Source organism: Konateibacter massiliensis (genome assembly GCF_900184995.1).
In the GTDB taxonomy this organism is placed as follows: domain Bacteria; phylum Bacillota; class Clostridia; order Lachnospirales; family Lachnospiraceae; genus Lachnotalea; species Lachnotalea massiliensis.
This window is the reverse complement of the sequence record NZ_LT860098.1, coordinates 621,847-645,048: the sequence shown is the minus strand read 5'-3', so window position 1 is coordinate 645,048 and position 23,202 is coordinate 621,847. Positions and strand designations below refer to the sequence as shown.

Below are 23,202 nucleotides of genomic sequence, written 5' to 3'. Positions count from 1 at the left end.
GAGGGACTTGGCTGCTTTATTATGATGAGATAGGACTATAATGAATTCTCACATTGATATCTTGATTGTAATTTCCAAAGTTTTTTCCGTATATGGTAAGACCGCCAACGTGCTCGGAATTCTCCGGCACTTCAAATTTAAAGCGGATAGAGCTCTTATAATCCAAATGGAAATCTTGTATGGTGACATCAGAAATTTTGATTCCGTCAATAAAAGTACCTTCCTTATTGATGACCAATAGCTTTAACAAGCCGTATTGGTTCCAGCCCGGATACCACCAGTCAGGGTTGAAGATTCCTTTTTTATCACCAAAATCACCGGGGCTTGTCCATGTTCCGATGCATTTGTCGTTAATGTGGAAATGAATGTCACTTGGCCAGTCGTCATTGCTTCCCGGAGCTTCGGAGCTTAATTCCACGGAAAGGCTGATTTGATCAATTTTCTGCGAAGCAGGAATCAAATTTGGAATCACATATTCCACGTAGCCGTGTGTGAGCCATAAAATGCCTGCGTCATAGCGGTCAGAATGAGAAAAATAACGTGGGTCATCTACCTGCCCGATCAAAGCATCATAGGAAGCGATTCCACAGGTAGGATATACGCTGTAATCGGAATAGTGACCGACACAGATATTGGTTTCATATATATTGCCAGGGGTCTCATCGGAATCGAGCTCAATGAGAATTTTATCTAAATGAACATTGCAGATTTTCTGGTTTCCGTGTCCGGTTGATTCACTGGAAATAGTAATAATACCGCAGTCTTCCAGCTTTTTGATATGGCTGGTGAGAGCGCCGTTTGTAATATTGAGCTTGGAAGCCAGCTCATTCATATTCATGTTTATATTTTCCAGCAAAAGTTTAATGATTTCAATTCGAATATCGGAACCAAGTGCTTTGAATATAGTTAAGCCTTCATCTAATGATTTAATGTGTAACATAATTTCCCCCATTCTATGGTGTAAAATGAACAACCTGTATAAATAATTCCCCAATCTTTGTGAAATGTCACAAAAAATATAAGATAATTTAGTATATTATATCTTTATCAAGATAATAAGTCAATGAAGAACTGAGAGAATTGTAACAGTATGAAAACGAAATGATAACCTTGTGTACTAACCTTCTAAACAGCCGCATACAATGTAAAAACACATGAAGCAGAGGGATTTTTTTGAAAGGATATATTGAAGAGAGAGCAGTGGACATTGCCAATTATATCATCAGCAACAATGCGACAGTGAGGCAGACGGCAAAGCAGTTTAGCATTAGCAAGTCTACGGTACATAAGGACGTGACGGAGCGTCTGGTAAATATCAATCCGGCATTGGCAAAACAGGCGAGAAAAGTTCTTGACATCAATAAGTCGGAGCGGCATATCAGAGGTGGATTGGCGACAAAAGAAAAATACCTGCACCAAGGCTATCATAAGAGTTATTGAGTTTTTGTAAAATAATTTAAAAAAAGCAAAAGAACCACTTAAACTTTACATAATTTGTGGTATGATAGACGAAGGTAATATATATAAAAAACAAAAGAAGGAATAGATATGTTTTCGAGGAAAGATTTAGTCAGATTAATAGTTCCGCTTATTATTGAGCAGCTATTAGCAGTAACAGTAGGAATGGTAGGTACGATTATGGTTTCCGGCGCCGGAGAAAGCGCAGTATCCGGCGTATCCTTGGTAGATAGTATTAATATTTTGCTCATTACCGTGTTTGCCTCGCTTGCGACGGGCGGTGCTGTAGTCGTGGCACAATATATTGGACAAAAGAATAAGGAAAGGGCCTGCGAAGCGGCTGATCAGCTTCTTTTGGCGGGAGGCATCATCTCAATCATCATTATGGCATTTGCCCTAATCGGCAATAGTACCATATTAAGGCTGGTATTCGGCAATGTGGATCAATCAATAATGGATAATGCTGTGGCATATTTTTTGATTACGGCATTATCCTATCCGTTTTTGGCGATTTATAATTCCAGTGCGGCTCTTTTTCGTGCAATGGGAAATTCGAAGATTTCCATGTACGTTTCCCTGGTGATGAATATTATAAATATAGTGGGTAATGTCATTTTTATCTATGGCTTCTCGATGGGTGCAGCAGGTGTTGCATGGTCCGCGACGATATCGCGAGCCGTGGCAGCTGTCATTATGTACGTTCTCCTTCGAAACGAGAAGAATCCGGTACACTATGCAAGGCGGGTAATTTTACGGTTTGACCGGAATCTAATAAGAAGAATTCTCGCCATCGGCGTTCCAAACAGCTTGGAAAATGGTATGTTTCAGGTGGGAAAAATCCTTGTACTAAGCCTTACGACAAGCTTTGGTTCGGTTGCAATAGCAGCGAACGCAGTTTCCAATACGATAGCGGCGTTTGCCTGTCTACCTGGCTCTGCGATGGGACTAGCCCTTATAACGGTTGTGGGTCAGTGCGTCGGAGCAAATGACTACAAGCAGGCGAGAAAGTACACCAAGCAGCTTCTATCGGCATCCTATGTCATTATGGGAGCACTTAATTTACTTATTTTAGCCGCAACCCCGTTTATTGTATCGTGGTTTAGCCTGTCGACGGAAACCGCCTCGGTGACAAGATGGATTATCATGTATCACAGCATTTGCTGTATGATTATCTGGCCGGCATCCTTTACATTGCCGAATGCCCTGCGTGCCGCAAACGATGTAAAGTTTACGATGGTAATTGCAATTATTTCTATGTGGACATGGCGTATTGCGTTTAGCTATGTTCTCGGACAATACTTCGGGCTTGGAGTGAAGGGAATCTGGATTGCTATGACAGTGGACTGGCTGTTCCGTGCTATTTGCTTTACCGTGCGTTTTATCTACGGAAAAAGCTTGAAGGAGAGGCGACCGGTTCAAACGGCATAGAGGCTGGCTGCGTCATCTTGTTTTGACTTCAATGTTCTGATACCGTAGCTTTATTACAAGAAACGGCAATTCTGGCATAATTTTGTGTCGGATTTATTAATTATTATGCATTTTATGGCTTGTCAATAAGACATGCTTATCATATAATGGTAGAAACGAATTAGAATAAATAGGAGGAAGCACTTGTGGGAAGAGAAATGGTATTGGTACTCGACTTTGGTGGTCAGTACAATCAGCTCATTGCAAGACGTGTAAGAGAATGTAATGTATATTGTGAAGTTCATTCTTACAATATAAGTTTAGAAAAAATTAAAGAATTAAATCCGAAGGGAATTATTTTTACCGGAGGACCAAACAGCGTATATGGTGAGGATTCACCGCGCTATGAAAAGGCAATCTTTGAGCTTGGAATTCCAATTCTCGGAATCTGCTATGGCTCACAGCTTATGGCATATGCCCTTGGCGGCAGCGTAAAGACCGCTCCCGTAAGTGAGTACGGCAAAACAGAAGTGACGATAGACAAAAGCTCCCTTTTATTCGGCGATGTGGCAGAAAAGACAGTTTGCTGGATGAGCCATACCGATTATATCGAAAAAGCACCAGAAGGCTTTACCATAACCGCTACAACACCGGTATGCCCGGTGGCAGCAATGGAGCTTCCTGAGAAAAAACTTTATGCAACTCAGTTCCACCCTGAGGTTATGCACACACAGGAAGGTATTAAAATGCTTTCTAACTTCCTATTTAAAGTGTGTGATTGTGCTGGTGACTGGAAAATGGACTCCTTTGTAGATAATGCAATTGAAGCAATTCGTGCCAAGGTTGGAGATGGAAAGGTTCTTTGTGCACTGTCCGGCGGTGTTGATTCCTCCGTTGCAGCTGTTATGCTTGCGAAGGCAGTAGGTAAGCAGCTTACCTGCGTATTTGTTGACCACGGACTTCTCAGAAAAAATGAGGGCGACGAGGTTGAGGCAGTATTTGGACCGGATGGCCCATATGATTTGAATTTTATCCGCGTAAACGCTCAAGATAGATTTTATGCAAAATTAGACGGTGTCGAGGATCCTGAGACGAAGAGAAAAATCATCGGTGAGGAATTTATCCGTGTATTCGAGGATGAGGCAAAGAAGATTGGTGTCGTGGATTTCTTGGTACAGGGAACAATTTATCCGGATGTCATTGAGAGTGGACTTGGAAAATCAGCGGTGATTAAGAGCCACCATAATGTAGGCGGACTTCCTGATTATGTAGATTTTAAAGAAATTATTGAGCCACTTCGCGATTTATTTAAAGATGAGGTAAGAAAAGCTGGATTAGAGCTTGGAATTCCAGATTATTTAGTATATAGACAACCATTCCCAGGTCCTGGACTTGGAATTCGTATTATCGGGGCTGTAACACCGGAAAAGGTGAAAATGGTTCAGGAGGCAGACGCGATTTACAGAGAAGAGATTGCGAACGCCGGAGTTGATAAGGGACTTGGACAGTATTTTGCAGCGCTGACCAATATGAGAAGCGTTGGTGTTATGGGCGATGAGAGAACGTATGATTATGCGATTGCTTTAAGAGCGGTAACTACCTCCGACTTTATGACAGCGGAGAGTGCGGAGCTTCCTTGGGACGTGCTTGGGAAGGTGACTAGCAGGATTGTGAATGAGGTGAAAGGGGTTAATCGTGTGCTTTATGATTGTACGGGGAAACCGCCTAGTACGATTGAGTTTGAATAGTGGACAAAATGCTCTAAAATGCTTGTTTTAAAAGTATATTAGAGCATTTGTTTTATCCTATGATGTTAAAAATATAAATTGGAGATACAATAATCGTGCCATAGGTTGTATGGATATAGAGGTGTGATCCAAACCCTGATTCAAATGATATTGAATATTTTCAGGCGTGAAAAAAGAATGGAGGAATATCGATTACTCAAAGGTGATTGAGAAATATGAAAAATAGGACAAAGGAAAAAGTGGAAAAAAGAAAAAATTGCAAGACAATCCAAAATGATGATACAACAGTAAAAGAGAAAGAAATACAAGACAAGAAGGAAAATAGACGTTCGATTCGATTGGGAACGATTATTGCAATAGTTGCCATCTTGAGTACGATATGTACCATATTATATAAAATGACAAGAAATGTAATTAATATATGGCCTGAAAGTGGACATTTATATTATATTTATATGTGGATATTGTTTTTAGCGCCATTAGGGGCTACTGTTGTAATTTTCTTTGAAATTATATGGTTTATTATTGGGGATTTAAAACGTTATAATATATTGGATGAAAAGTATGAAGAGTATGATACGTTATCAGATAAAAGATATTTCCGTTTGATATCAGATTTTAAATTTTTAATTGAGGTGCTAGTTTTTATTATTCTATTGGTAATTCCAGTTTCGATATATTTGTATGAAGCACCATTTAAGTATGTTTATGTGGGAGCAGTAATGGTATTATGTATAGTAGGAATATTTATTTTTATACCTCAACTAAAAAAGAAAAAAATCCAATTTGGTAAGATTATAATATTTTTCAAAAGAATTGGTACTTGGGTTTTAACTTGCTTTTTAATATTCACATTTGTTATTTTACAGCATAAAGTTGCGCATCTTGAAGTGAATTATGAAAGTGATGGAATAATAACTTTAATTAATAAATCGGATGAAAATTTCGTTAGTCTTAAAGTGTCTGTTGGAAATAGTGATTTGGTTAATTCTTTTGTTGAAGATAACATAGACAAGAGTGAATTGTTATTTGCAAAAGAAACAAAGCATATAAGTGCAAAAAATGACGAAGGAAATGAAATTGGATCGGCACAAGTACTTAGTGGAGAGATATTGTATTGGAAGTATCAATATTTGCTCAATGATGTGAAGTTAGAACCTGGATCATATATAATTGTCATTACAGTACAACAAGATAATAGAAGTATTGAAATTATGAATGAGTTTAAGTTATCAAATGGTATATATACGTTCGGGCAGAATAGGATTGAAAAAGAATATTGAAAAATAATTTTAAGAATGGCTTGGATACAGGTGGATGAGTATTATGAGGGGTGGAGAAAATATCGGTAAAAAATAGCAAGGTTTGTTCTCCTTGCTATTCTTTAAAACTTATTTGTACCATAAAGGTTGAGCAGATGGGTTATAATATTTGTGATTCTTATTATCTTTACACGTATATTTGATAGCAGGTGGAGTGTTCCGGCTAATTCGATATACAATTTGGTCAATTTCTTGGTTTGCGTCAATAAATGTTCTTATCCAACCTTGAATATATAGAGAAGGTGGGTCAAACGTACTTCGTCTGCCATAACCAATATCTTGCTCTATAATAAATAATTGAGCAAGAACGGCTGTAATGTCGATGGGATTGATATGCTGAACATATGCATATTTTTTTAGGCTTGATATACATTTGAGCGGATCTTCACCATAAAAAATTTTATCAAAAGCAAGTAAGAGTTTATTGTTATACTTAGGGTATTCACGGGATCTTAATTTAAGGTCAATAAGTAAGCGAAGATGATTTGGTCTAAAAGGTTTATCATCACCAATTTGTAAATAGATTTGAAAATTAGTTTTAATATCATAATGTTTAAATCGTTCTGAAAGAGCACTTGGTCTGTATACTAAAATTGTCTCATAACCATTGAAATAAACTTTAGTCATTTGGTCAAAAGGTAAATTTTCAATTATTTCAAGCATTTCGTCGTATGTCATGGTAAAAATCCTCCTATTTGTTTTCTAAAGAAACAATATATTTCATAAATTCTTTTTTAAAGTAAAAAGCACGGTTTTTATCTGAAATATACCTGCCATATTTTTGTGAATATATTGGTGTATATGGTTTTGAATCTTTAGTTCGGATTTGAATAAATTTACCATTAACAGTATGTAAACTTGCTTTATTTGAAAGCGAAAGTTGCTGATTCATTTGCTCGCAAATACTATCATAATCAGCTTCAAGTTGTTTTTTTAATTCAAAATATTGGGGCAAAGACAAATCAACTTCAATGCAAGGGAGATACATCCATTCATCAGGTAAACCATCTTTACTGATTGGGACGTATAATAGATGTTGCAGTTTGGTGAAAAGTTTTGTTTCGCAAAAAGGTTTATGATAAAGAAGTTCATCTATAATAGAAGCTGTTTGTGTAATAAACATTGTCTCTAAAGGTTTACCAGTACGGTCACATTTATTAGTTTTTAATTCCCCATCTTCAAAATCTAGAGTTGTGTTTGATAATTGGAGCCCAATTGTTAGTTCAAGAATCTGCCCTGTTTTACCCTTATTTACAATAATGTTGTGATAATGTTCGGGATTAAGATAGCAATTAAATGGTATGTGAGCTAATTGGTTAATTTTTGTTTTTGCATTAATTAGTTTCATTAGTAATTACCCCTCCTTAAAAAATTCTGTAATTTCAATATCAAGTACGTTTGCAATTTGGTTTAGTACAGATATGGAAAGGCTCTTATCACATTTTATAGCTTCAATTTTTGATAGGTAACTGATACTTATTTGTGCAGCATCTGCAAGCTGAACCTGTGTCATATGTGCCTGCTCCCTATAGCGCTTTATATTTGAACCAATAACACGATAAAGCTCAGTGTCTTTAGAAAATTGCATATTCATACCTCTTTCACTATTTGTGAATATTATCTCATGTATGCTACTTTATATAAATTCACTTATAGTGAAAAAAAATAGCATTTGATTGTGTGGATGAATTAGAGTATAGTAAAACTATTAAACATAAAGGAGGTATGACATATAAGTTTACAACCAAATAATTTTAGGCTTGAACTGACAACAATCTGGTCATTTCCAGAACGAGGAAGTTGGGCAACGCACTCAGGAAAGTATCGAGGTAATTGGTCACCATACATACCAAGAAATCTTATATTAAGGTATTCAAAGCCAGGCGACTGGGTCTTAGATCAATTTTTAGGCAGTGGAACCACTCTTGTGGAAGCTAAATTGCTAAATCGAAATGCGGTTGGTATAGATATTAATCCGCAATCTATTTTAATTTCTAAAAATAACTTACAATTCCAATGTGAGACAATTTCAAAAATGCACATACAACAAGGAAATGCTACAAATCTTGATTTTATTAAGGATGGAAAAATTGATTTTATCTGTATGCATCCGCCATATGCTAATATAGTCAAGTATAGTAAAGACGTAATAGGTGATATTTCGCTATTAACTGTAGAGGAATTCTTATGTAAAATGGGAAAAGTTGCATCTGAATCATATCGAGTTCTGAAAAAAAGTAAGATGTGTGCAGTAATGATAGGGGATATTAGGCGTGGCGGAAAAGTAGTTCCTCTTGGATTTCAAGTAATGAATATATTTTTGGAACAGGGTTTTTTTCTAAAAGAAATCATTATCAAAGAACAGTATAATTGTCGTTCGACAGATTATTGGGAAAAACAGAACAATGATTTTTTACTTTTGGCACATGAATATATTTTTGTGTTTCAGAAGTAAGTTTAATTCACAAAGAGTGAAAGTTTAGGTTGTCATTTTGGACATTTCAAACTATAATTAGATAGTGGGAATTTATCCACTTGATGGATTAGAGAAGAGGAAGAACCTATGAGCAATTCTAATATAGCACCGTTTATAAAATGGGCAGGTGGAAAGCGTCAGTTGCTGGCACAGATAAGAGAGAGAATGCCAGAAAGTTTTAATAACTACTATGAACCATTTGTTGGAGGCGGTGCAGTTATTTTTGAGCTGCTTCCAACGAGTGCGGTGATTAATGATATTAACAAAGCTTTGGTAAATGCTTATAAACAGATTTGTAATGCTTCAGATGAATTTTTGAAAAATTTAAAAGAGTTAGACGAGGCTATGTGGGAAGATGGAAAAGAGTATTTTTATTCTCTTCGTGAACATTACAATGATAAGCTGATGAGAGAAGAATTTGATGTTGAGTTGGCAGCACTGTTTGTATTCATCAATAAGCATTGTTTTAACGGTTTATATCGTGTGAATGGTAAAGGATTATTTAATGTGCCGTATAACAATAGTCGCAGTACATCTTGTGATGAAAATTCTATTAAAGCAATATCTGAATATCTAAAAAATGTAACAATTTTGGAAGGTGATTTTCAAGCTGCATGCCAAAATGCTAAAAAAGGTGACTTTCTTTTTATTGATAGTCCATATGCTCCTTTGAATCCTACATCTTTCGAGTCATATACAAAAGAAGGGTTTGATATAGAGAGTCATAAAAGATTGGCAGGCCTGTATGATGAATTAACAAAAAGAGGTTGTTATTGTATGCTGACAAATCATAATACAGAACTTATTAATGAATTGTATGGTAATAAGGGATATAAGATTGATGTGGTAAGTGTAAAGAGAATGATTAACTCTGATGCAGCAAATCGTGTTGGAGAAGAAGTAATCATTTGTAACTACTAAGGAGGAAAGCATGGGGTATAGTGAAGAAAAGGATAAGATAGTTGATTATGTTACGAAAGATGGAGATATAATTGAACTTGCTCCAAATAGAAGTAATGAAAAACAATATTATAAAGAGGTTGAGATTTTAAACAACTACAAGAAGTTAGCAATTAGATTTCCGGGGTATAAAACAACAAAAACAAAATGTGATTACTGTGTTTATTTAGTTGAGGGAAATGTAGAAAAACCAATTTCACATGTTGAAATCATGCAAGACCTTTACAATAAAACAAAAGAAGAGAATAGTAGTCATTTAAAAAAATATGTTGAGGACGTTGCTCTCATAGGAAAAGATGTTAAGAAAGAAAACTATGATAATATAGATTTCAATAGTGGTTTTACATTTGAAGAACTAACTGGTTTAATGGTTTATATAGCGATTCAAGAAGATATTAATTATCCTGGAGAACGTTATCAAGGAAGAAAGATGTGTTTTTATAGATATTTAGAAGCTATTTATTGTAAAAATGAAGGAAATCATACATTTGATGAAGCGGTTCAGAGAGCTAAAGCGAAAGGGTTCCCTCCTCGAAAATGGGTTGATGTTGGAAATTTATATTATAATATTGACCAAATAAAACGTTGATAAGTTATGGAGAAAAAATGGAAAACTTATTCAAAAAGAAAGTGCCGTTTTATTATGAGACTGAGGAAACCCAGTTAATACTGGGTGATTCCTTGAAAATTCTTGCAAAGATGAAACCAGACTCTGTAGATATGATATTTGCAGATCCGCCTTACTTCCTAAGTAATGATGGTATCACTTGTCAAGGCGGGCAGATGGTTTCAGTAAATAAGGGGTCATGGGATAAAATAGGTTCCAGTAAAGAAATAAATGTTGAAGATAAACACAAGTTTAATAGAAAGTGGATTAAGTTATGTAAAAGAGTACTAAAACCAAATGGAAGTATATGGATATCGGGGACACTACACAATATTTATTCGATAGGTATGGCTTTAGAACAGGAAGGGTTTAAAATTATTAATAACATAACCTGGCAAAAAACAAATCCACCACCAAACTTAGCATGTCGATGCTTCACTCATTCTACTGAAACAATTCTATGGGCACAGAAGAATGACAAGAAGTCTCGGCATTTTTTTAATTATGCAAAAATGAAAGAAATAAACGGTGGAAAGCAAATGAAAGATGTTTGGGTGGGAAACTTAACCAAACCTTCTGAAAAGAAAGAGGGAAAACATCCAACGCAGAAACCACAATATTTGTTAGAAAGAATTATGCTTGCATCGGTAGAAGAAGGACAAGTTGTAGTAGATCCATTTTGTGGCTCTGGAACAACAGGGGTAGAAGCTTTAAAATATGGGTGCAAGTTTATTGGAATAGATAATACGGAAGAGTATCTACAAATAACACAGAGGAGATTGGAGAAGGTAGCAAATGACAACTAGAAATTTTGACGAATGGCTGGCGAAATTCAAAGCGAGTATTTCTACATATGACTATTATATTGATTTTGACAAGGTGGTACGGAATGTTGAAGAGATTAAAGTGGAACTAAACATTCTTAATTCACTTATTGGTTCAAAAAATATAGAAGAAGAATTTGAAAAAATTATTACAAAATATCCTGAGACATTATCCTGCGTTCCATTATTACTTGCAGTTAGAGGAAACGAGATATATGCACAGGATGAAAAAGGTGAATTTTTATATAATTTCAAAAAAATGAATTATAGTGTCGAGCAGTACAAAGTGTTTATGAGAAATACTGGACTGTTTGATATAATTGCTAACCATTTGGTAAATAATCTTGTGGATTACGCTCTTGGAATTGAGACTGGACTTGATTCCAATGGTCGTAAAAACAGAGGTGGACATCAAATGGAAAATTTGGTGGAAAAGTATATTATATCAGCAGGTTTTGTTAAAGACATAAGTTACTTCAAAGAAATGTATTTGATTGATATTGAAAGAAAGTGGAATATTGATTTGTCAGAATTATCAAACCAAGGGAAGGCAGCTAAAAGGTTTGATTTTGTAGCTAAGACAGATAATATGATATATGCAATTGAAACAAACTTCTATGGGGGTGGAGGCTCTAAGCTTAATGAGACTGCCAGAAGTTATAAAATGTTATCTCAGGAAGCGGATACAATTGATGGATTTACCTTTGTATGGTTTACTGATGGGATTGGCTGGAAGAGTGCCAGGGGGAATCTGAGAGAGACATTTGAAGTGATGGAACATGTTTACAGTATTGATGATATGGAAAAAGGAATAATTAAAAATAAATTTTTATAGGAGACTTTGAAAATGTATACACAAGAAGAAAAGAATGCATTTGTTAATGTTGCAGAATCTCTGAAAAAATATAGGAGAGCAGATCTAATTGATGAAAGTGGTAAAAGCATACTAGATAAACTCTATGTTGATTTACTTCCAAGTGATGTAGTACTGAATAAATGTTTGCTAGATAATACAACATTTTTAGTTGGAAGAAAAGGGACTGGAAAATCAACCATTTTTTTGAAGCTAGAGAATGAATATCGAAAGAAAACGCAATATTTACCATGCTATGTTGATGTAAAAACAATTTATGAATCGTCACAAGCACAAGCAATAAATCAACAATACTTGTCTCAATATTTTGATGAAAATAATTTGAATAAATACTTAATTAGTCGTAATTTTATACAAAGTGTATTAAAAAGAATATATGAGGAAATTGATGAGCAACGCCAAACAATTTTGAGTAAAGTTGCTGGAGTATTGACCGGAAACAGTAATGAAGAAATAAAAAATAGAATCTCAGAATTAAGAAAAAAAATTGATGATAATGAAATATTTAAAAGTATAGAAATTCCTGTTTTACAACAAAAAAGTGTCAAAAAATCTAATGGGAATAAAGAAGCAATACAAGATGCTGAAAAAAGTAATATGGGAGTGTCGGTTTCCATGTCTAAAATGGAAGCTAAAGGTGAAGTGGGATCTTCATCCAGTATAGCAAGTGAAAACAGTAATAGCACTGAAACGGAGTATACTGATATTTTATTAAAAGTATTTGAAATAAAACATATAATTTCTGAAGTTAAAAATATTCTAAAAAGCATGAAGATTACAAAACTTATAATAATGTTAGATGATATATCGGAAATCGAAACTACATCTTTACGATCATTCATTGATACGATTGTTGCACCTTTGAATAATTGGTCTGATGAGTTTATTAAATTTAAGGTGGCTTTTTACCCTAGTAGGGTACATTATGGTATGATTGATCCAGGTAAAATAGATATAATTCATTTGGATTTTTATGAGTTATATTCGGAATTCGATGCGAATAAAATGGAAGAAAATGCGATTGATTTTACTAAAAGGCTTCTAGACAATAGATTTGAATATTTTACTAAAGGATTTGGGAAATATTTTGATGATAAACAATCATTTAATGATATCTATGCGACCTTCTTTAGAGTTTCAATGAATGTACCGCGTATTATTGGTTATATATTGTCATATTTATATCAAAGTGTAATTATTTATAATAAAAAAATCACAAGACAAGATATTGAAAATATTTCAGAAAAATACTATGAAGAAAAAATTGATGCTTTCTTTAAGTCAAGTACATATTGTTTAATGTCTATTGATGAAAAAAGAGACATAGAACAGTTAAAAAAAATACGTGATGCAATTGTTAGTAAAGCAAAAGATATAAAAAGTCAAATTGTGAAGGGGGAACTAGAAGGAAAACTATATTTAAAGAACTTACCATACTCAAGTCACTTCCATATACTGCAAGAAACAGATAAATATTTGGATTCTTTAGAATTAAATTATTTTATCACTAAGTATGAAGAGCGATCTAATAGAGATGGCAAGAAAGTAAATATTTATTGTTTGAATTATGGACTAGCAAAGAAAAATAACATATTGTGGGGAAAGCCGAGTGGAAATGAGAGTAGAACATACTTTATAGAGAGACCATTTAATTATACAAATCTTGTCCTTGAACAGATTAAAGAGGTAAAAGTGATTAGGTGTACTAACCAAACATGTGCACGTGTTTTTGATGAATCAGAATTAGATGGTTTAAAGTTTACAGGATTTAAGTGCCCAAACTGCCATTCGGAAGTTAAAATTGAATCAAGAATTGATTCTGATGTTGAAAGAGATATGAATATTTCAAATCAACTACCCTTGGTAAATAAGGAAGAATTATTAATTATATTAGAGCTTTGTACTAGAGAACAATTTTCGCCGGCTAAAGATATTGCTGGAGAGGTTGATATTAATTCATATAGATTATCAAAAATTTTCAAGAAATTAGATGAAGAAAAAGGTGTTGTAATAAGAAAAATGGATGTTAATCCATACGAATATAAAATATCTGATTTAGGAAAGGGATATGTTGTAGAGTAACTATATACTGTAAGTTTTGATATTAAATTGATATTAAAAGCTTTTGAAAAACCATATAATATGTATAATAAGTGTAAAAACTTAACGAAAATATATTAAGTTAAATCAAAAAACATCACATACATCTTTTTCGGTAGGGAGTTTGAATAATACTCGCTAGTTTATAAATTAATAAAATCAAAAGGGGCTGTAAAAAAACAGCTCTAAAAGAAAAATCGCTGAGGTCGTGAGACTTCAGCGATTTTTTGGTATAATTTATTTATGCTAATAAAAAAATCTACCAATGACAATTTTACATCAAGACAGTTAAAATTGCCATTAAATATTGAAAAAATAATCGACATTTCAGATCCAGTATATACTTTATGTGAAGTAATGGATCACATTGACCTTATACCATACTTTGTAGAAAAGAACTACAAAACAGGTCGTCCAAGATGTGATTCAGATAAAATGCTTAAAGTTATACTGTTCGCTTTCATGGAGCATGGCATCCGTTCATTAAGAGATATTGAAAAGCTCTGCAAAACAGATATCAGATATATGTATCTTCTTGATGGTATTAAAGCGCCATCCTTTGCTACTTTTGGCAACTTTATTCGCAATGAATTAACGACTTCAATAGAACAGATTTTTTGTGATATCAACACATATATTTTTAAAAAAGAACAGGTTGATTTAGACCATACTTATATCGATGGAACCAAAATCGAAGCTAACGCAAATCGTTACACCTGGGTATGGAAAAAATCATGCATCAGAAATAGGAACAAGGTATTTGAAAAGATTTCATTTCTGATTGATTCTATGAATTCAGAGGTCCTAGGTTTTTTGGGAATTAAACTTGAAAAAAGAGAAGAATATGCAATTGATTATGTCAAAGAAGTGCTAGAAAACTATGAGAATGCAACAAATCTTGATATTACAAAATTTGTTTTTGGTATAGGTCGTAGAAAAAGTATGCATCAAAAACAGTACCAGGAAATGGAGGGATATCTTAATCGTCTGAAAAAATATGCAAATCATATCGAAGTGTGTGGGGAAAAAAGGAACAGTTATTCAAAGACTGATCATGATGCTACATTTATGAGAATTAAACGCGATTATATGGGAAATGATCAGCTCCTTCCTGCGTACAGCCTGCAGGTTGCAGTATGTGATGAATATATAGCCGTGGTAGATGCAAAACCTTATGCCTCAGATATGGAATGTTTTGTACCATTAATGGAAAAATTTAATGCTATTTACGGTCACTATCCAAAGTATCCTGTTGCGGATGCGGGATATGGTTCTTACAATAATTATCTTTATTGTGAGGAGTATGGAATGGAAAAATATATGAAGTTCACCATGTTTGAAAAAGAAACGAAGAATGAAAAATATCACAACAATCCATACCGAGCAGTTAATTTCAAAAGAGATAATAAAGGAAATCTTATCTGCCCGAATGATAAAAAATTTATTTTTAAATATAAAAAGCACGTATATAAAAATCAGTATGGTCGTACAGAATAAATATACGAATGTGAAAACTGCAATGGATGTGCCTTTCGAAGCGAATGCAACAAGGGAACACAGGGAAACAGAACGGTAAGCCTGAAGCGAGAACTGACAAAAATACATCAAGAAGTGATAAATAATTTGGAGTCAATCCATGGTGCCTTGTTGTGTATGAATCGAAGTATCCAATCAGAGGGAACGTTTGGAATAATTAAGTGGGACAGATCCTATAAAAGACTATTGCGAAGAGGTGCAAATGCTGTAATTTTGGGATTTAGATTGATTTCCTGTGGTTATAATCTCTACAAGTATTATAACAAAAGATATCGAGCATCCATAACCGCTTGAAAGAGTAATATAAAATGTGCAATTCGACGCCTATGAAGCCATAGGCTTAATAAGTGACTCAATTTTTACGGATAATAATAAAAAATGAAGCAAAAATATAGAGGCTGTTTTTTTACAGCCCCTTTTTTGTCTGCTGTAGCAACTTATAATATGAAACGCCACAAAATAATTAGCAGTATATTTTTTGTAGATTCCTACTATGAGATTTATAATCAAAAGTAAATGTAGATGCTCGGAGCAAAACGACCACAAATAAACTACAGACTATAAAATATATAAATATGCTGTAAAGGGTCAAAAATAAAAATAAGATTAAACAACAGTTATAAAAAACATCTTAAAATCATATAAAACCATAATGCTTTTTACTACAAAACCCCCGCCACCATCCCTCCTCAATTAATCCCTTGCTCCCAAAATCCTAAAAAATTTAATAAATTACATCTTGCTTATATCAAATTAATTGTGTAAAATATAATCAGAAACAATAACAGTAATAATTACTATTAAACTAAAGGAGGTTACACATGGCAGATCATTGGACAGAAACAGAAGCAAATTTAACAGAAGGAACAAAAAACATTACCAGAGCGATTAAAACGTTTATGGAAGAGCTAGAAGCAGTCATGTTTTACCAGCAGCGTGTGGATGTTACGACAGATAAGGAATTACAAGAAGTATTTGCTCACAATAGAGATGAGGAAATTGAACACGCTTGTATGACGTTAGAGTGGTTACGCCGTAATATGGATGGCTGGGATAAAGAATTAAAAACTTATCTATTTACCTCTGGAAGCCTGCTTACAGTCGAAGAAGACGCAACAGAAGGGGGAAGTGCTTCGTCAGAAGGCTCAAATACCTCAGCAGGACTTGGAATCGGAAAACTGAAATAATATCTAGATATACATCGTAACCCGGCAACGGAATGAAAAATTAGAAAGGAAGGAATGATTTTATGTATAGAGAATTAGCACCAATTAATCAAAATGTATGGAAACAGATTGATGAAAGAGCAAAAGAGGTCTTTTTATCTACATTGATTGCAAGAAAAGCAGTTCACGTATCGGATGAAAAAGGAACTGATTATGTAGCATATAACCACGGGAAGTTAGGAAAAGTCAGCTATGAAGATGATGTAGCTTACGCTGGATATCAGGTTACACCACTTGTAGAAACAAGAATAGAATTTACTTTAAATCGCTGGGAGCTTGACAATGCGGTTAGAGGAAACAAGAATATTGATTTCTCCAATTTAGAAGCAGCGGTGAAGAAGATTGCTTTGTTTGAGGAAAAGGCAATTTGGAAAGGTAATCCTGAAGCTGGTATTCGTGGATTAACAGAGGTTTCATCGGAAGTTATCTCGTTTGGAACGGATGAGCAAAGTATTAAAAGAAGTATCACAGAGGGTATCTTAAAATTAAAAGGAGCTTTTGTGAATGAAGGTATGGATTTGTTTGTATCAAGAAGTATTTATACCACAATCATGTCACTTCCAAGTCAGACTCCTTTAAAAGCAGCGATTGAAGAGATGATCGGCGGAAAGGTATACTCATCTGAAATTTTAGAGGGCGCACTGTTAGTACCTCATGATAATGAAAATCTTGATTTGGTATTAGGAGAAGATTTTTCATTAGGATACCAGGAGCATACGAAAAAAGAGGTTACTTTTTATATAAAAGAATCTTTTACTTTCCAGATTTTAGATGATAGTTTGATCGTAAAATACGCAGAATAATAATCGATGATTACTAAGACAGATAAGTAACACCGATGTTAAAAAATATTGAAAGATTTTTAAAATAATAAGTTATGATAGTAACAGACCACCAGTGTGAATGAAGTTGTTAAGTAGTCATTATCTTTATCATACCCCGTATACGGGGCATATTCATTGTGAATGGGTTATTGTAAGATTAGTACTGAAATAGCTTATGAAATGGAGATGGTTTAGTGGTAGTGTATGAGCGCCTTTGGGAAACAATGGCACAAAAAAATATATCAACATATCAATTAATCAGTAATCACCATTTCAGCAAGGGACAAACTGATCGACTTAAAAATAATGCAAATATTGAAATGATTACAATTAATAATCTGTGCAGAATACTTAATTGTAGAATAGAAGACATTGCAGAATATATACCAGATTAAAAATAAAAAGAAATAACTTGTTTACAGTTTATTATTTCAGAATAATTAATTTGAATCAATTGATTGTTTTAAAATATATAAACTTTGATGTGACCCCTAAAAGTTAGACTTTATTGCGAAGTGGATTTTCCACTTCGCTTTTTTTTATGCTGCCAAGAGTCTGAGTCTGTATTCAACAGGACTCATCCATCCTAGTTTCTCTTTTATTCGTTGCTTGTTGTAATACTCGATATATTATCTATATGTAATAAGTAAGAAGATAGATATTCAGATTGTGGTTGATGGTGAGGGATAAGAAAACAGCTTCTTTTGCTGTAAAACGATTTATGGAATATTATATAATTTATCATACAGAGGTGCCTAGGGTAACTATAAAGGAAATGTTAACTGTAAAGTAAAGACTCCATCTGAAGTAGAAAGTTCCATCCAGCCATGATACTTTTCTGTAAGGTACTTGATACTCTTTAGACCGAAACCATGGGATGTTTCGTCATGCTTGGTAGTGTGAGGAAGCATCCCATTTTCCACAGGAACTCCCTCATAGGGATTATTGACCTGGATATTTAGAAACTGTTTTTTCTGACTGATTCGAAAATTAATTACACGCATTTCTTCAGAAGGAAAGTCCTCTACATATTCGATAGCATTGTCAATGGCATTACCAAGAATGGTATAAAGATCGGCAACACGAAAAAATGATAAATTTACATTATCAACAGAACAACTTAAATGAATTTGATGCTCAGAACAGACCAATCCTTTTTCAGCAAGAATAGTATTGATTACATCGCTGTCACTATGAACCATTTGCTGGTAGAAAATGATATCTTTCTGAGCTTCTTTTATATATTCTTCACGTTCAGCATTACTTATTTGAGAGAGAACCTTTAGCTGGTGTTTCAAATCATGGCATTTTCGATTAATAATAGCAATACTTTCTTTGGACATTTCATAATGATTTTCACTGTTGTGAAGGTATTGTTCAAGCTTGGCATTTTCTTTGTAAATGGTGCGTGAACGGAACATACCATATTCTACGGTAAGCAGGAAGATACTAAAGGTAATGCCCATAAAGCAGGAAGTTTGTAAAAACTCCTCAGAGTAACTTTCAAACAGGTGCTGATAATGCATCAGAGTTGTAAGCATGAGGGCAAAAACAAAGAGATAGAAACAAATATTCTTCCAATTATCTTCAAAAAGATGCCCTTCACATTCGGACAGATGCTTGGCAAAGGTACGGTAAATGAATGCGTATAAAATTGCACAAAATAATGTAGAGATGAATACATAGAATAACAAATGCTGGTGGAGTCCGGGGGATAAGTAGCGAACCACGAACAGATGAATAACCACGTAACAGATATTTTGAGCGGCAAAAGCGGAAATTGTGATAAAGATAGAGTCACACCAATTAATAAAAAAGCAGAATTTAGCAAAGAGAACTCCAACAAGAACAAATGAGGGATACCATAATCCAAGGAGTATAATATGGTCAGGATCTGCTTTACTATGAAAAATTGGAAAATAAAGTAGCGCTGCCAGAGAGAGGCATACAATACTTGCAGCACAGCGTATGACAAAATGATTTTTTTTCGGAACAAATGGAATTAAGAAAATGAGCAGCGCAGGAAGAAGCTGAAGTTCTAAGCGCATCTCTTCAAAGGCAAGTACAGGTGTCATTCGGATAAGCCTCCCATGTATTTTGTGAATGCAGACAAAAAAGAAGCCCTTTTTGTTCTGCTGATTTTAAGTTGGGTTCCATGGACCTCGATTTCGTTTCCGTGTATGGAATCCATATATTTTAAGTTTATCAGATAACTTACACTACTTCGGGAAAAGTAAAATGATGCAAGTTTTTTTTCTATTTCATTTAAAGTGTTACGTGTTTTAAAGGTACCCTTTGAAGTATGAAAAATCAGATAGTGAAGCTGGGATTCGATGTAATATATTTCAGAACTCATAATACAAACATATCCATCAATAGTGTTCAAACCAAGTCGGCAGTTTGTTTCCTGCTTGACATATCGCATTGCTTTTTGAATTTTCAGACGGAAGTCAGAGTAAGATATTGGCTTCAATACATAATCAATGGCATCTACAGAGTAGCCATCTACCGCATACTGTGGCATGTTGGTAATGAACATAAGAGGCACATCTGAATCAATCTGACGTACGCGTTTTGCTGCATCAATACCATTTAATTCAGGCATATCTATATCAAAAATAAGCAGCTGATAATTTGCTGAAAAAGAATCAAGAAAAGAAAGTGCACTTGAAAATACCTGTACAGAATATGGCAGATTCTGTTCATCCATATATTTTTTCAAGCATTTTTCAAGATAGGATGAATCATCTATTTGATCGTCTATAATTGCAATTTTCATATACCCCTCCATATTTTAATCATTACTTCTTTTATTATATCAAATAAATTTTTATGTGCCATGTAAAAACTGCCAGAATTCGTACCGAATATGAAAGAAAAGGTACAGAAGAATTTTTTCTGATAAAATTAAGTTAGTTATTTTAAGTCAGTTGCAAATAAAAGGAGGAAGCTATGGAAAAAAAAGAAAAAAAGGTGAAGAAAATTCGCAGACCAAGTCGAATTGCCTTTGGTTTGATGAGTTTTTTACTGGCAATTTTGCTGGGTGTGAATGTGGTGGTTGCGAATGTGGTATCGCCATATTTCGGATTTGTGAATAATTTCTTATCAGAGGCGCCAACAGATGAAGATGCATTAAACGCAACAGAAGCATCTGCGAAGATTACACAGGAAATGGAAGAAGAAGGAATCATTATGTTAACCAACAATGGTGCACTTCCATTGAATGGGGAGAAGAATGTTAATGTATTTGGAACAGGGTCTATAGATTTTACTTATGGTGGAACCGGTTCAGGATCCGGTGATTCAAGTAAGAATACTACATTGATTCAGGGGCTTGAAAATGCGGATTTTATCACAAATACAGAGATACAGAAATATTATGAAGAAAATGCTAAAGCAAGAGAGAACAAAGAATTATTAGGTAGTGATTTTGGTATCTATGAAATTCCAGCAGACCAATACGATACTTCATTAATAGAGAATGCGAAAGCATTTAGTGATGTAGCTATCGTTGTATTTTCCCGTGTTGGAGGGGAAGGATTTGACTGCCAACTAGAGATGGAAGGAATTGAAGGCGGAGATGCTGGAAAAAGTTACTTAGAATTACAGGATAGTGAACTTTCAGTCCTTCAGATGGCTGAAGAAAATTTTGGAACAGTAGTTGTTATTTTAAACAGTCCAAACGTAATGGAACTTGGTTTTTTAAATCATGAAGCGGTAGATGCTTCTCTTTGGGTTGGATGTCCAGGAAGTACAGGATGTAATGCAATTGGTGAAGTACTTACCGGTGCTGTGAATCCAAGTGGTCATACAACAGATACATTTGCATATGAAGTAGAAAGCAACCCAACTTATTATAATTTTGGTGGTTATGATTATACAAATGCAACTTATGTGAATACAGCAATGTTTGCAGGAACATCATCAGATGCTACAGCAGGTGGTGATAATTATCATTATGTAGAATATCAGGAAGGTATCTATGTTGGATATCGTTACTATGAGACTGCAGCAGCAGACGGGTTTATTGATTATGATGAAACAGTTCAGTTCCCATTTGGATATGGACTTTCCTATACATCATTTGATGAACAGATTACAAGTTTCACAGCAGATGGAAAAAATGTTTCTATGGAAGTAACAGTAACCAATACTGGAGCTACCGCAGGAAAAGACGTTGTTGAAATATATTACACAGCACCTTATACAATTGGTGGAATTGAAAAGAGCCAGGTGGTTCTTGTAGATTTTGCTAAGACAAGCTTGTTGGAAGCAGGCGCAAGTGAAAAAGTTGTAATCGAATTTAGTTATGAAGATATGGCAAGCTATGATTACAGTGGAGTGAAAGCCGAGGGTGGCGCGTATGTATTAGAAGCTGGAGATTATGCAATCAATCTTCAGGAAAATAGCCATAATATCATTGATAGCCGTACCGTAACGGTAGATCGTGACTATATCTATAACGAAGAGAATGATGATGCAAGAAGTACTGATGAAGTTGTAGCAACAAATCAGTTTGATGATGTAAGCTTTGGCACAGGAATTACTTATCTAAGTCGTGCCGACTGGGCTGGTACAATGCCAACAGAACGCGTAGCTGCTTCGAAAGAAGCTACAGATAAACAGTTAGCAGAGCTTACTGGTGAAAGAACCTACGATGATAGCGAGACAGAAGATATTATCTTCAAAAAGAATGGCTTACAACTGAAAGACATGAAAGGCCTCGATTATGATGATGAGAAATGGGATCTGATTTTACAGCAGCTTTCCTTAAATGATATGGAAATGCTAATTTCCAATGGTGGATGGTGTACCTTCGCAGTGAAGAGTGTTGGAAAACCATATTTATCAGAATGTGATGGACCAAACGGTGTAAATAATATTATGGCCGGAGTTACCGGAAATCAGTTCGCAGCCCAGAGTGTACTTGGATTCACATGGAATACGGAACTTGCAGAACGCATGGGAGAGGTATTTGGTCAGGAAGCAATTGCTTATGGAATCTCAGGAATTTATGCTCCTGGACTTAATATTCACAGAAGTCCATTCAGTGGACGTAACTATGAGTATGTATCGGAAGATGGAACATTAACAGGTATAATTGGAGCTGCTGAAATAAAAGGCATTCAGTCATGTGGCGTATATTGCTATACAAAACATTATGCATTAAATGATCAAGAAACGAATCGCAGTCAAGGTGGACTCTGCACTTGGGCAAATGAGCAGGCAATGAGAGAAATCTATATGAAAGGTTTTGAACTTGCAGTAAAAGATGGCGAATCAATGGGAATCATGTCTTCTTACAACCGTATAGGAACTACTCCGGTTGCAGAAAGCTATCAGATGCTTACAACAGTACTTCGTGATGAATGGGGATTTGTTGGATGCGTAATTACAGACTGTGTTATGGCATGTTATACACAGGATATCAATGCATCGTTAAGAGCTGGAAATGACTTACAGCTTACAATTATGGCACAATCCGGTCTTACAGATGAGACAAAGAATACACCAGCAGGACATCAGGCAATGCGTAATGCATGTCACAATATCCTTTACATGATTGCAAACAGTAGTGCATTAGAGAATAATCCAAGTCACTTGTACGGCTTTCAGATCATTTTAATTCTTGTAGATGTTGCATTATTTGCATTATTCGCACTATATTATGTACGCAGACATTTTAAAATGAAACGTTGGAAAGAGAGCTTGATTGTAATCGAGTAATGTAATGGTATTAATCCTTAGGAATTATGAATTCCTAAGGATTTTTGTTATGGGTCGTGACCCTGTTGAGCACGCGAAGCGTGCGAAATATAAAGCACCCCTTCATCAAACGG

At 34.7% G+C, this 23,202-nt stretch carries 20 protein-coding genes and 2 pseudogenes; 15 read left to right on the top strand and 7 right to left on the bottom strand.

Translation table 11 applies throughout. From position 1 onward, the window contains the following. Positions 1 to 19: 19 nt before the first annotated feature. Entirely contained in the window at positions 20 to 940 is a 921-nt protein-coding gene (locus tag CTY48_RS04185) for an ArsR/SmtB family transcription factor (RefSeq protein ID WP_099467255.1), read from the bottom strand. Between the two features lie 233 nt (positions 941 to 1,173). On the opposite strand from CTY48_RS04185, the gene spoIIID reads away from it, so the two are divergent. The 4 genes from spoIIID to CTY48_RS04165 all read left to right on the top strand — a co-directional run bounded on the left by spoIIID (position 1,174) and on the right by CTY48_RS04165 (position 5,896). Next, positions 1,174 to 1,440, top strand: a complete 267-nt coding sequence (spoIIID, locus tag CTY48_RS04180) for a sporulation transcriptional regulator SpoIIID (RefSeq protein ID WP_099467254.1) — start codon at positions 1,174 to 1,176, stop codon at positions 1,438 to 1,440. A 108-nt stretch (positions 1,441 to 1,548) separates the two neighbouring features. Beyond that, a complete protein-coding gene (locus tag CTY48_RS04175; protein WP_099467253.1) occupies positions 1,549 to 2,886 on the top strand; it encodes an MATE family efflux transporter in 1,338 nt (445 codons plus the stop codon). A 197-nt stretch (positions 2,887 to 3,083) separates the two neighbouring features. Beyond that, entirely contained in the window at positions 3,084 to 4,613 is a 1,530-nt protein-coding gene (guaA, locus tag CTY48_RS04170) for a glutamine-hydrolyzing GMP synthase (RefSeq protein ID WP_180272646.1), read from the top strand. A gap of 215 nt (positions 4,614 to 4,828) precedes the next feature. Then, entirely contained in the window at positions 4,829 to 5,896 is a 1,068-nt protein-coding gene (locus CTY48_RS04165; RefSeq protein WP_099467251.1) for a hypothetical protein, read from the top strand. A gap of 108 nt (positions 5,897 to 6,004) precedes the next feature. Here the strand turns inward: CTY48_RS04165 and CTY48_RS04160 are convergent, their stop codons facing one another. Genes CTY48_RS04160 through CTY48_RS04150 form a run of 3 tightly spaced genes read right to left on the bottom strand, consistent with a single transcriptional unit; the run spans position 6,005 to position 7,523 of the window. Then, positions 6,005 to 6,613: a hypothetical protein gene (locus tag CTY48_RS04160; protein ID WP_099467250.1), complete on the bottom strand. Its 609-nt coding sequence runs from the start codon at positions 6,611 to 6,613 to the stop codon at positions 6,005 to 6,007. Between the two features lie 13 nt (positions 6,614 to 6,626). Then, complete coding sequence (locus CTY48_RS04155) at positions 6,627 to 7,283, bottom strand: PDDEXK family nuclease (RefSeq protein ID WP_099467249.1); 657 nt, start codon at positions 7,281 to 7,283, stop codon at positions 6,627 to 6,629. A 6-nt stretch (positions 7,284 to 7,289) separates the two neighbouring features. Beyond that, positions 7,290 to 7,523 carry a helix-turn-helix domain-containing protein gene (locus tag CTY48_RS04150; RefSeq protein WP_099467248.1) on the bottom strand — a complete coding sequence of 78 codons (234 nt, stop codon included), beginning with the start codon at positions 7,521 to 7,523 and terminating at the stop codon, positions 7,290 to 7,292. Between the two features lie 144 nt (positions 7,524 to 7,667). Here CTY48_RS04150 and CTY48_RS04145 point away from each other — a divergent pair, with 144 nt between their 5' ends. From CTY48_RS04145 to CTY48_RS04100, 10 genes and pseudogenes are all read left to right on the top strand, one after another. Beyond that, the gene (locus CTY48_RS04145) at positions 7,668 to 8,390 is read left to right on the top strand and encodes a TRM11 family SAM-dependent methyltransferase (protein WP_099467247.1); all 723 of its coding nucleotides are present in this window, start codon (positions 7,668 to 7,670) and stop codon (positions 8,388 to 8,390) included. A 108-nt stretch (positions 8,391 to 8,498) separates the two neighbouring features. Beyond that, the gene (locus CTY48_RS04140; RefSeq protein WP_099467246.1) at positions 8,499 to 9,332 is read left to right on the top strand and encodes a DNA adenine methylase; all 834 of its coding nucleotides are present in this window, start codon (positions 8,499 to 8,501) and stop codon (positions 9,330 to 9,332) included. A gap of 10 nt (positions 9,333 to 9,342) precedes the next feature. Then, on the top strand, positions 9,343 to 9,960 hold the full coding sequence (locus CTY48_RS04135) for a hypothetical protein (protein ID WP_099467245.1): 618 nt from the start codon (positions 9,343 to 9,345) through the stop codon (positions 9,958 to 9,960). Between the two features lie 17 nt (positions 9,961 to 9,977). Then, complete coding sequence (locus CTY48_RS04130) at positions 9,978 to 10,784, top strand: DNA-methyltransferase (protein ID WP_099467244.1); 807 nt, start codon at positions 9,978 to 9,980, stop codon at positions 10,782 to 10,784. Beyond that, a complete protein-coding gene (locus tag CTY48_RS04125) occupies positions 10,774 to 11,637 on the top strand; it encodes a type II restriction endonuclease (RefSeq protein ID WP_099467243.1) in 864 nt (287 codons plus the stop codon). The genes CTY48_RS04130 and CTY48_RS04125 overlap by 11 nt, the downstream gene beginning before the upstream one ends. 12 nt (positions 11,638 to 11,649) lie before the next feature. Beyond that, positions 11,650 to 13,758: a MarR family transcriptional regulator gene (locus tag CTY48_RS04120; RefSeq protein ID WP_099467242.1), complete on the top strand. Its 2,109-nt coding sequence runs from the start codon at positions 11,650 to 11,652 to the stop codon at positions 13,756 to 13,758. A gap of 261 nt (positions 13,759 to 14,019) precedes the next feature. Next, positions 14,020 to 15,606, top strand: a pseudogene (locus CTY48_RS04115) (transposase). A 527-nt stretch (positions 15,607 to 16,133) separates the two neighbouring features. Continuing rightward, positions 16,134 to 16,499 carry an encapsulin-associated ferritin-like protein gene (locus tag CTY48_RS04110; protein ID WP_099467241.1) on the top strand — a complete coding sequence of 122 codons (366 nt, stop codon included), beginning with the start codon at positions 16,134 to 16,136 and terminating at the stop codon, positions 16,497 to 16,499. 62 nt (positions 16,500 to 16,561) lie between these two features. Next, positions 16,562 to 17,341, top strand: a complete 780-nt coding sequence (locus CTY48_RS04105; RefSeq protein ID WP_099467240.1) for a family 1 encapsulin nanocompartment shell protein — start codon at positions 16,562 to 16,564, stop codon at positions 17,339 to 17,341. A gap of 215 nt (positions 17,342 to 17,556) precedes the next feature. Continuing rightward, a complete protein-coding gene (locus tag CTY48_RS04100) occupies positions 17,557 to 17,757 on the top strand; it encodes a helix-turn-helix domain-containing protein (protein WP_099467239.1) in 201 nt (66 codons plus the stop codon). A gap of 144 nt (positions 17,758 to 17,901) precedes the next feature. On the opposite strand, the pseudogene CTY48_RS20080 reads toward CTY48_RS04100, so the two are convergent. The 3 genes and pseudogenes from CTY48_RS20080 to CTY48_RS04085 form a co-directional block, all read right to left on the bottom strand. Next, positions 17,902 to 17,999, bottom strand: a pseudogene (locus CTY48_RS20080) (IS3 family transposase); the annotation flags it as partial. 127 nt (positions 18,000 to 18,126) lie between these two features. After that, positions 18,127 to 19,437 (bottom strand): ATP-binding protein, encoded by a 1,311-nt coding sequence (locus CTY48_RS04090; RefSeq protein ID WP_099467238.1) that lies wholly within the window; start codon positions 19,435 to 19,437, stop codon positions 18,127 to 18,129. Further along, positions 19,434 to 20,141: a LytR/AlgR family response regulator transcription factor gene (locus CTY48_RS04085; protein ID WP_180272630.1), complete on the bottom strand. Its 708-nt coding sequence runs from the start codon at positions 20,139 to 20,141 to the stop codon at positions 19,434 to 19,436. The genes CTY48_RS04090 and CTY48_RS04085 overlap by 4 nt, the downstream gene beginning before the upstream one ends. Before the next feature lie 173 nt (positions 20,142 to 20,314). Here CTY48_RS04085 and CTY48_RS04080 point away from each other — a divergent pair, with 173 nt between their 5' ends. Further along, the gene (locus CTY48_RS04080; RefSeq protein WP_099467236.1) at positions 20,315 to 23,089 is read left to right on the top strand and encodes a glycoside hydrolase family 3 protein; all 2,775 of its coding nucleotides are present in this window, start codon (positions 20,315 to 20,317) and stop codon (positions 23,087 to 23,089) included. The last annotated feature ends 113 nt before the right edge of the window (positions 23,090 to 23,202 follow it).

Bases quoted from the DNA above. Each gene is read 5' to 3' on its own strand.
- CTY48_RS04135 (WP_099467245.1), top strand. From the start codon at position 9,343: ATGGGGTATAGTGAAGAAAAGGATAAGATAGTTGATTATGTTACGAAA.
- CTY48_RS04090 (WP_099467238.1), bottom strand. From the start codon at position 19,437: ATGACACCTGTACTTGCCTTTGAAGAGATGCGCTTAGAACTTCAGCTT.
- CTY48_RS04125 (WP_099467243.1), top strand. From the start codon at position 10,774: ATGACAACTAGAAATTTTGACGAATGGCTGGCGAAATTCAAAGCGAGT.
- CTY48_RS04175 (WP_099467253.1), top strand. From the start codon at position 1,549: ATGTTTTCGAGGAAAGATTTAGTCAGATTAATAGTTCCGCTTATTATT.
- CTY48_RS04165 (WP_099467251.1), top strand. From the start codon at position 4,829: ATGAAAAATAGGACAAAGGAAAAAGTGGAAAAAAGAAAAAATTGCAAG.
- CTY48_RS04080 (WP_099467236.1), top strand. From the start codon at position 20,315: ATGGAAAAAAAAGAAAAAAAGGTGAAGAAAATTCGCAGACCAAGTCGA.
- guaA (WP_180272646.1), top strand. From the start codon at position 3,084: ATGGTATTGGTACTCGACTTTGGTGGTCAGTACAATCAGCTCATTGCA.
- CTY48_RS04140 (WP_099467246.1), top strand. From the start codon at position 8,499: ATGAGCAATTCTAATATAGCACCGTTTATAAAATGGGCAGGTGGAAAG.
- CTY48_RS04105 (WP_099467240.1), top strand. From the start codon at position 16,562: ATGTATAGAGAATTAGCACCAATTAATCAAAATGTATGGAAACAGATT.
- CTY48_RS04120 (WP_099467242.1), top strand. From the start codon at position 11,650: ATGTATACACAAGAAGAAAAGAATGCATTTGTTAATGTTGCAGAATCT.
- CTY48_RS04155 (WP_099467249.1), bottom strand. From the start codon at position 7,283: ATGAAACTAATTAATGCAAAAACAAAAATTAACCAATTAGCTCACATA.
- CTY48_RS04085 (WP_180272630.1), bottom strand. From the start codon at position 20,141: ATGAAAATTGCAATTATAGACGATCAAATAGATGATTCATCCTATCTT.
- CTY48_RS04150 (WP_099467248.1), bottom strand. From the start codon at position 7,523: ATGCAATTTTCTAAAGACACTGAGCTTTATCGTGTTATTGGTTCAAAT.
- CTY48_RS04160 (WP_099467250.1), bottom strand. From the start codon at position 6,613: ATGACATACGACGAAATGCTTGAAATAATTGAAAATTTACCTTTTGAC.
- CTY48_RS04130 (WP_099467244.1), top strand. From the start codon at position 9,978: ATGGAAAACTTATTCAAAAAGAAAGTGCCGTTTTATTATGAGACTGAG.
- CTY48_RS04185 (WP_099467255.1), bottom strand. From the start codon at position 940: ATGTTACACATTAAATCATTAGATGAAGGCTTAACTATATTCAAAGCA.
- CTY48_RS04110 (WP_099467241.1), top strand. From the start codon at position 16,134: ATGGCAGATCATTGGACAGAAACAGAAGCAAATTTAACAGAAGGAACA.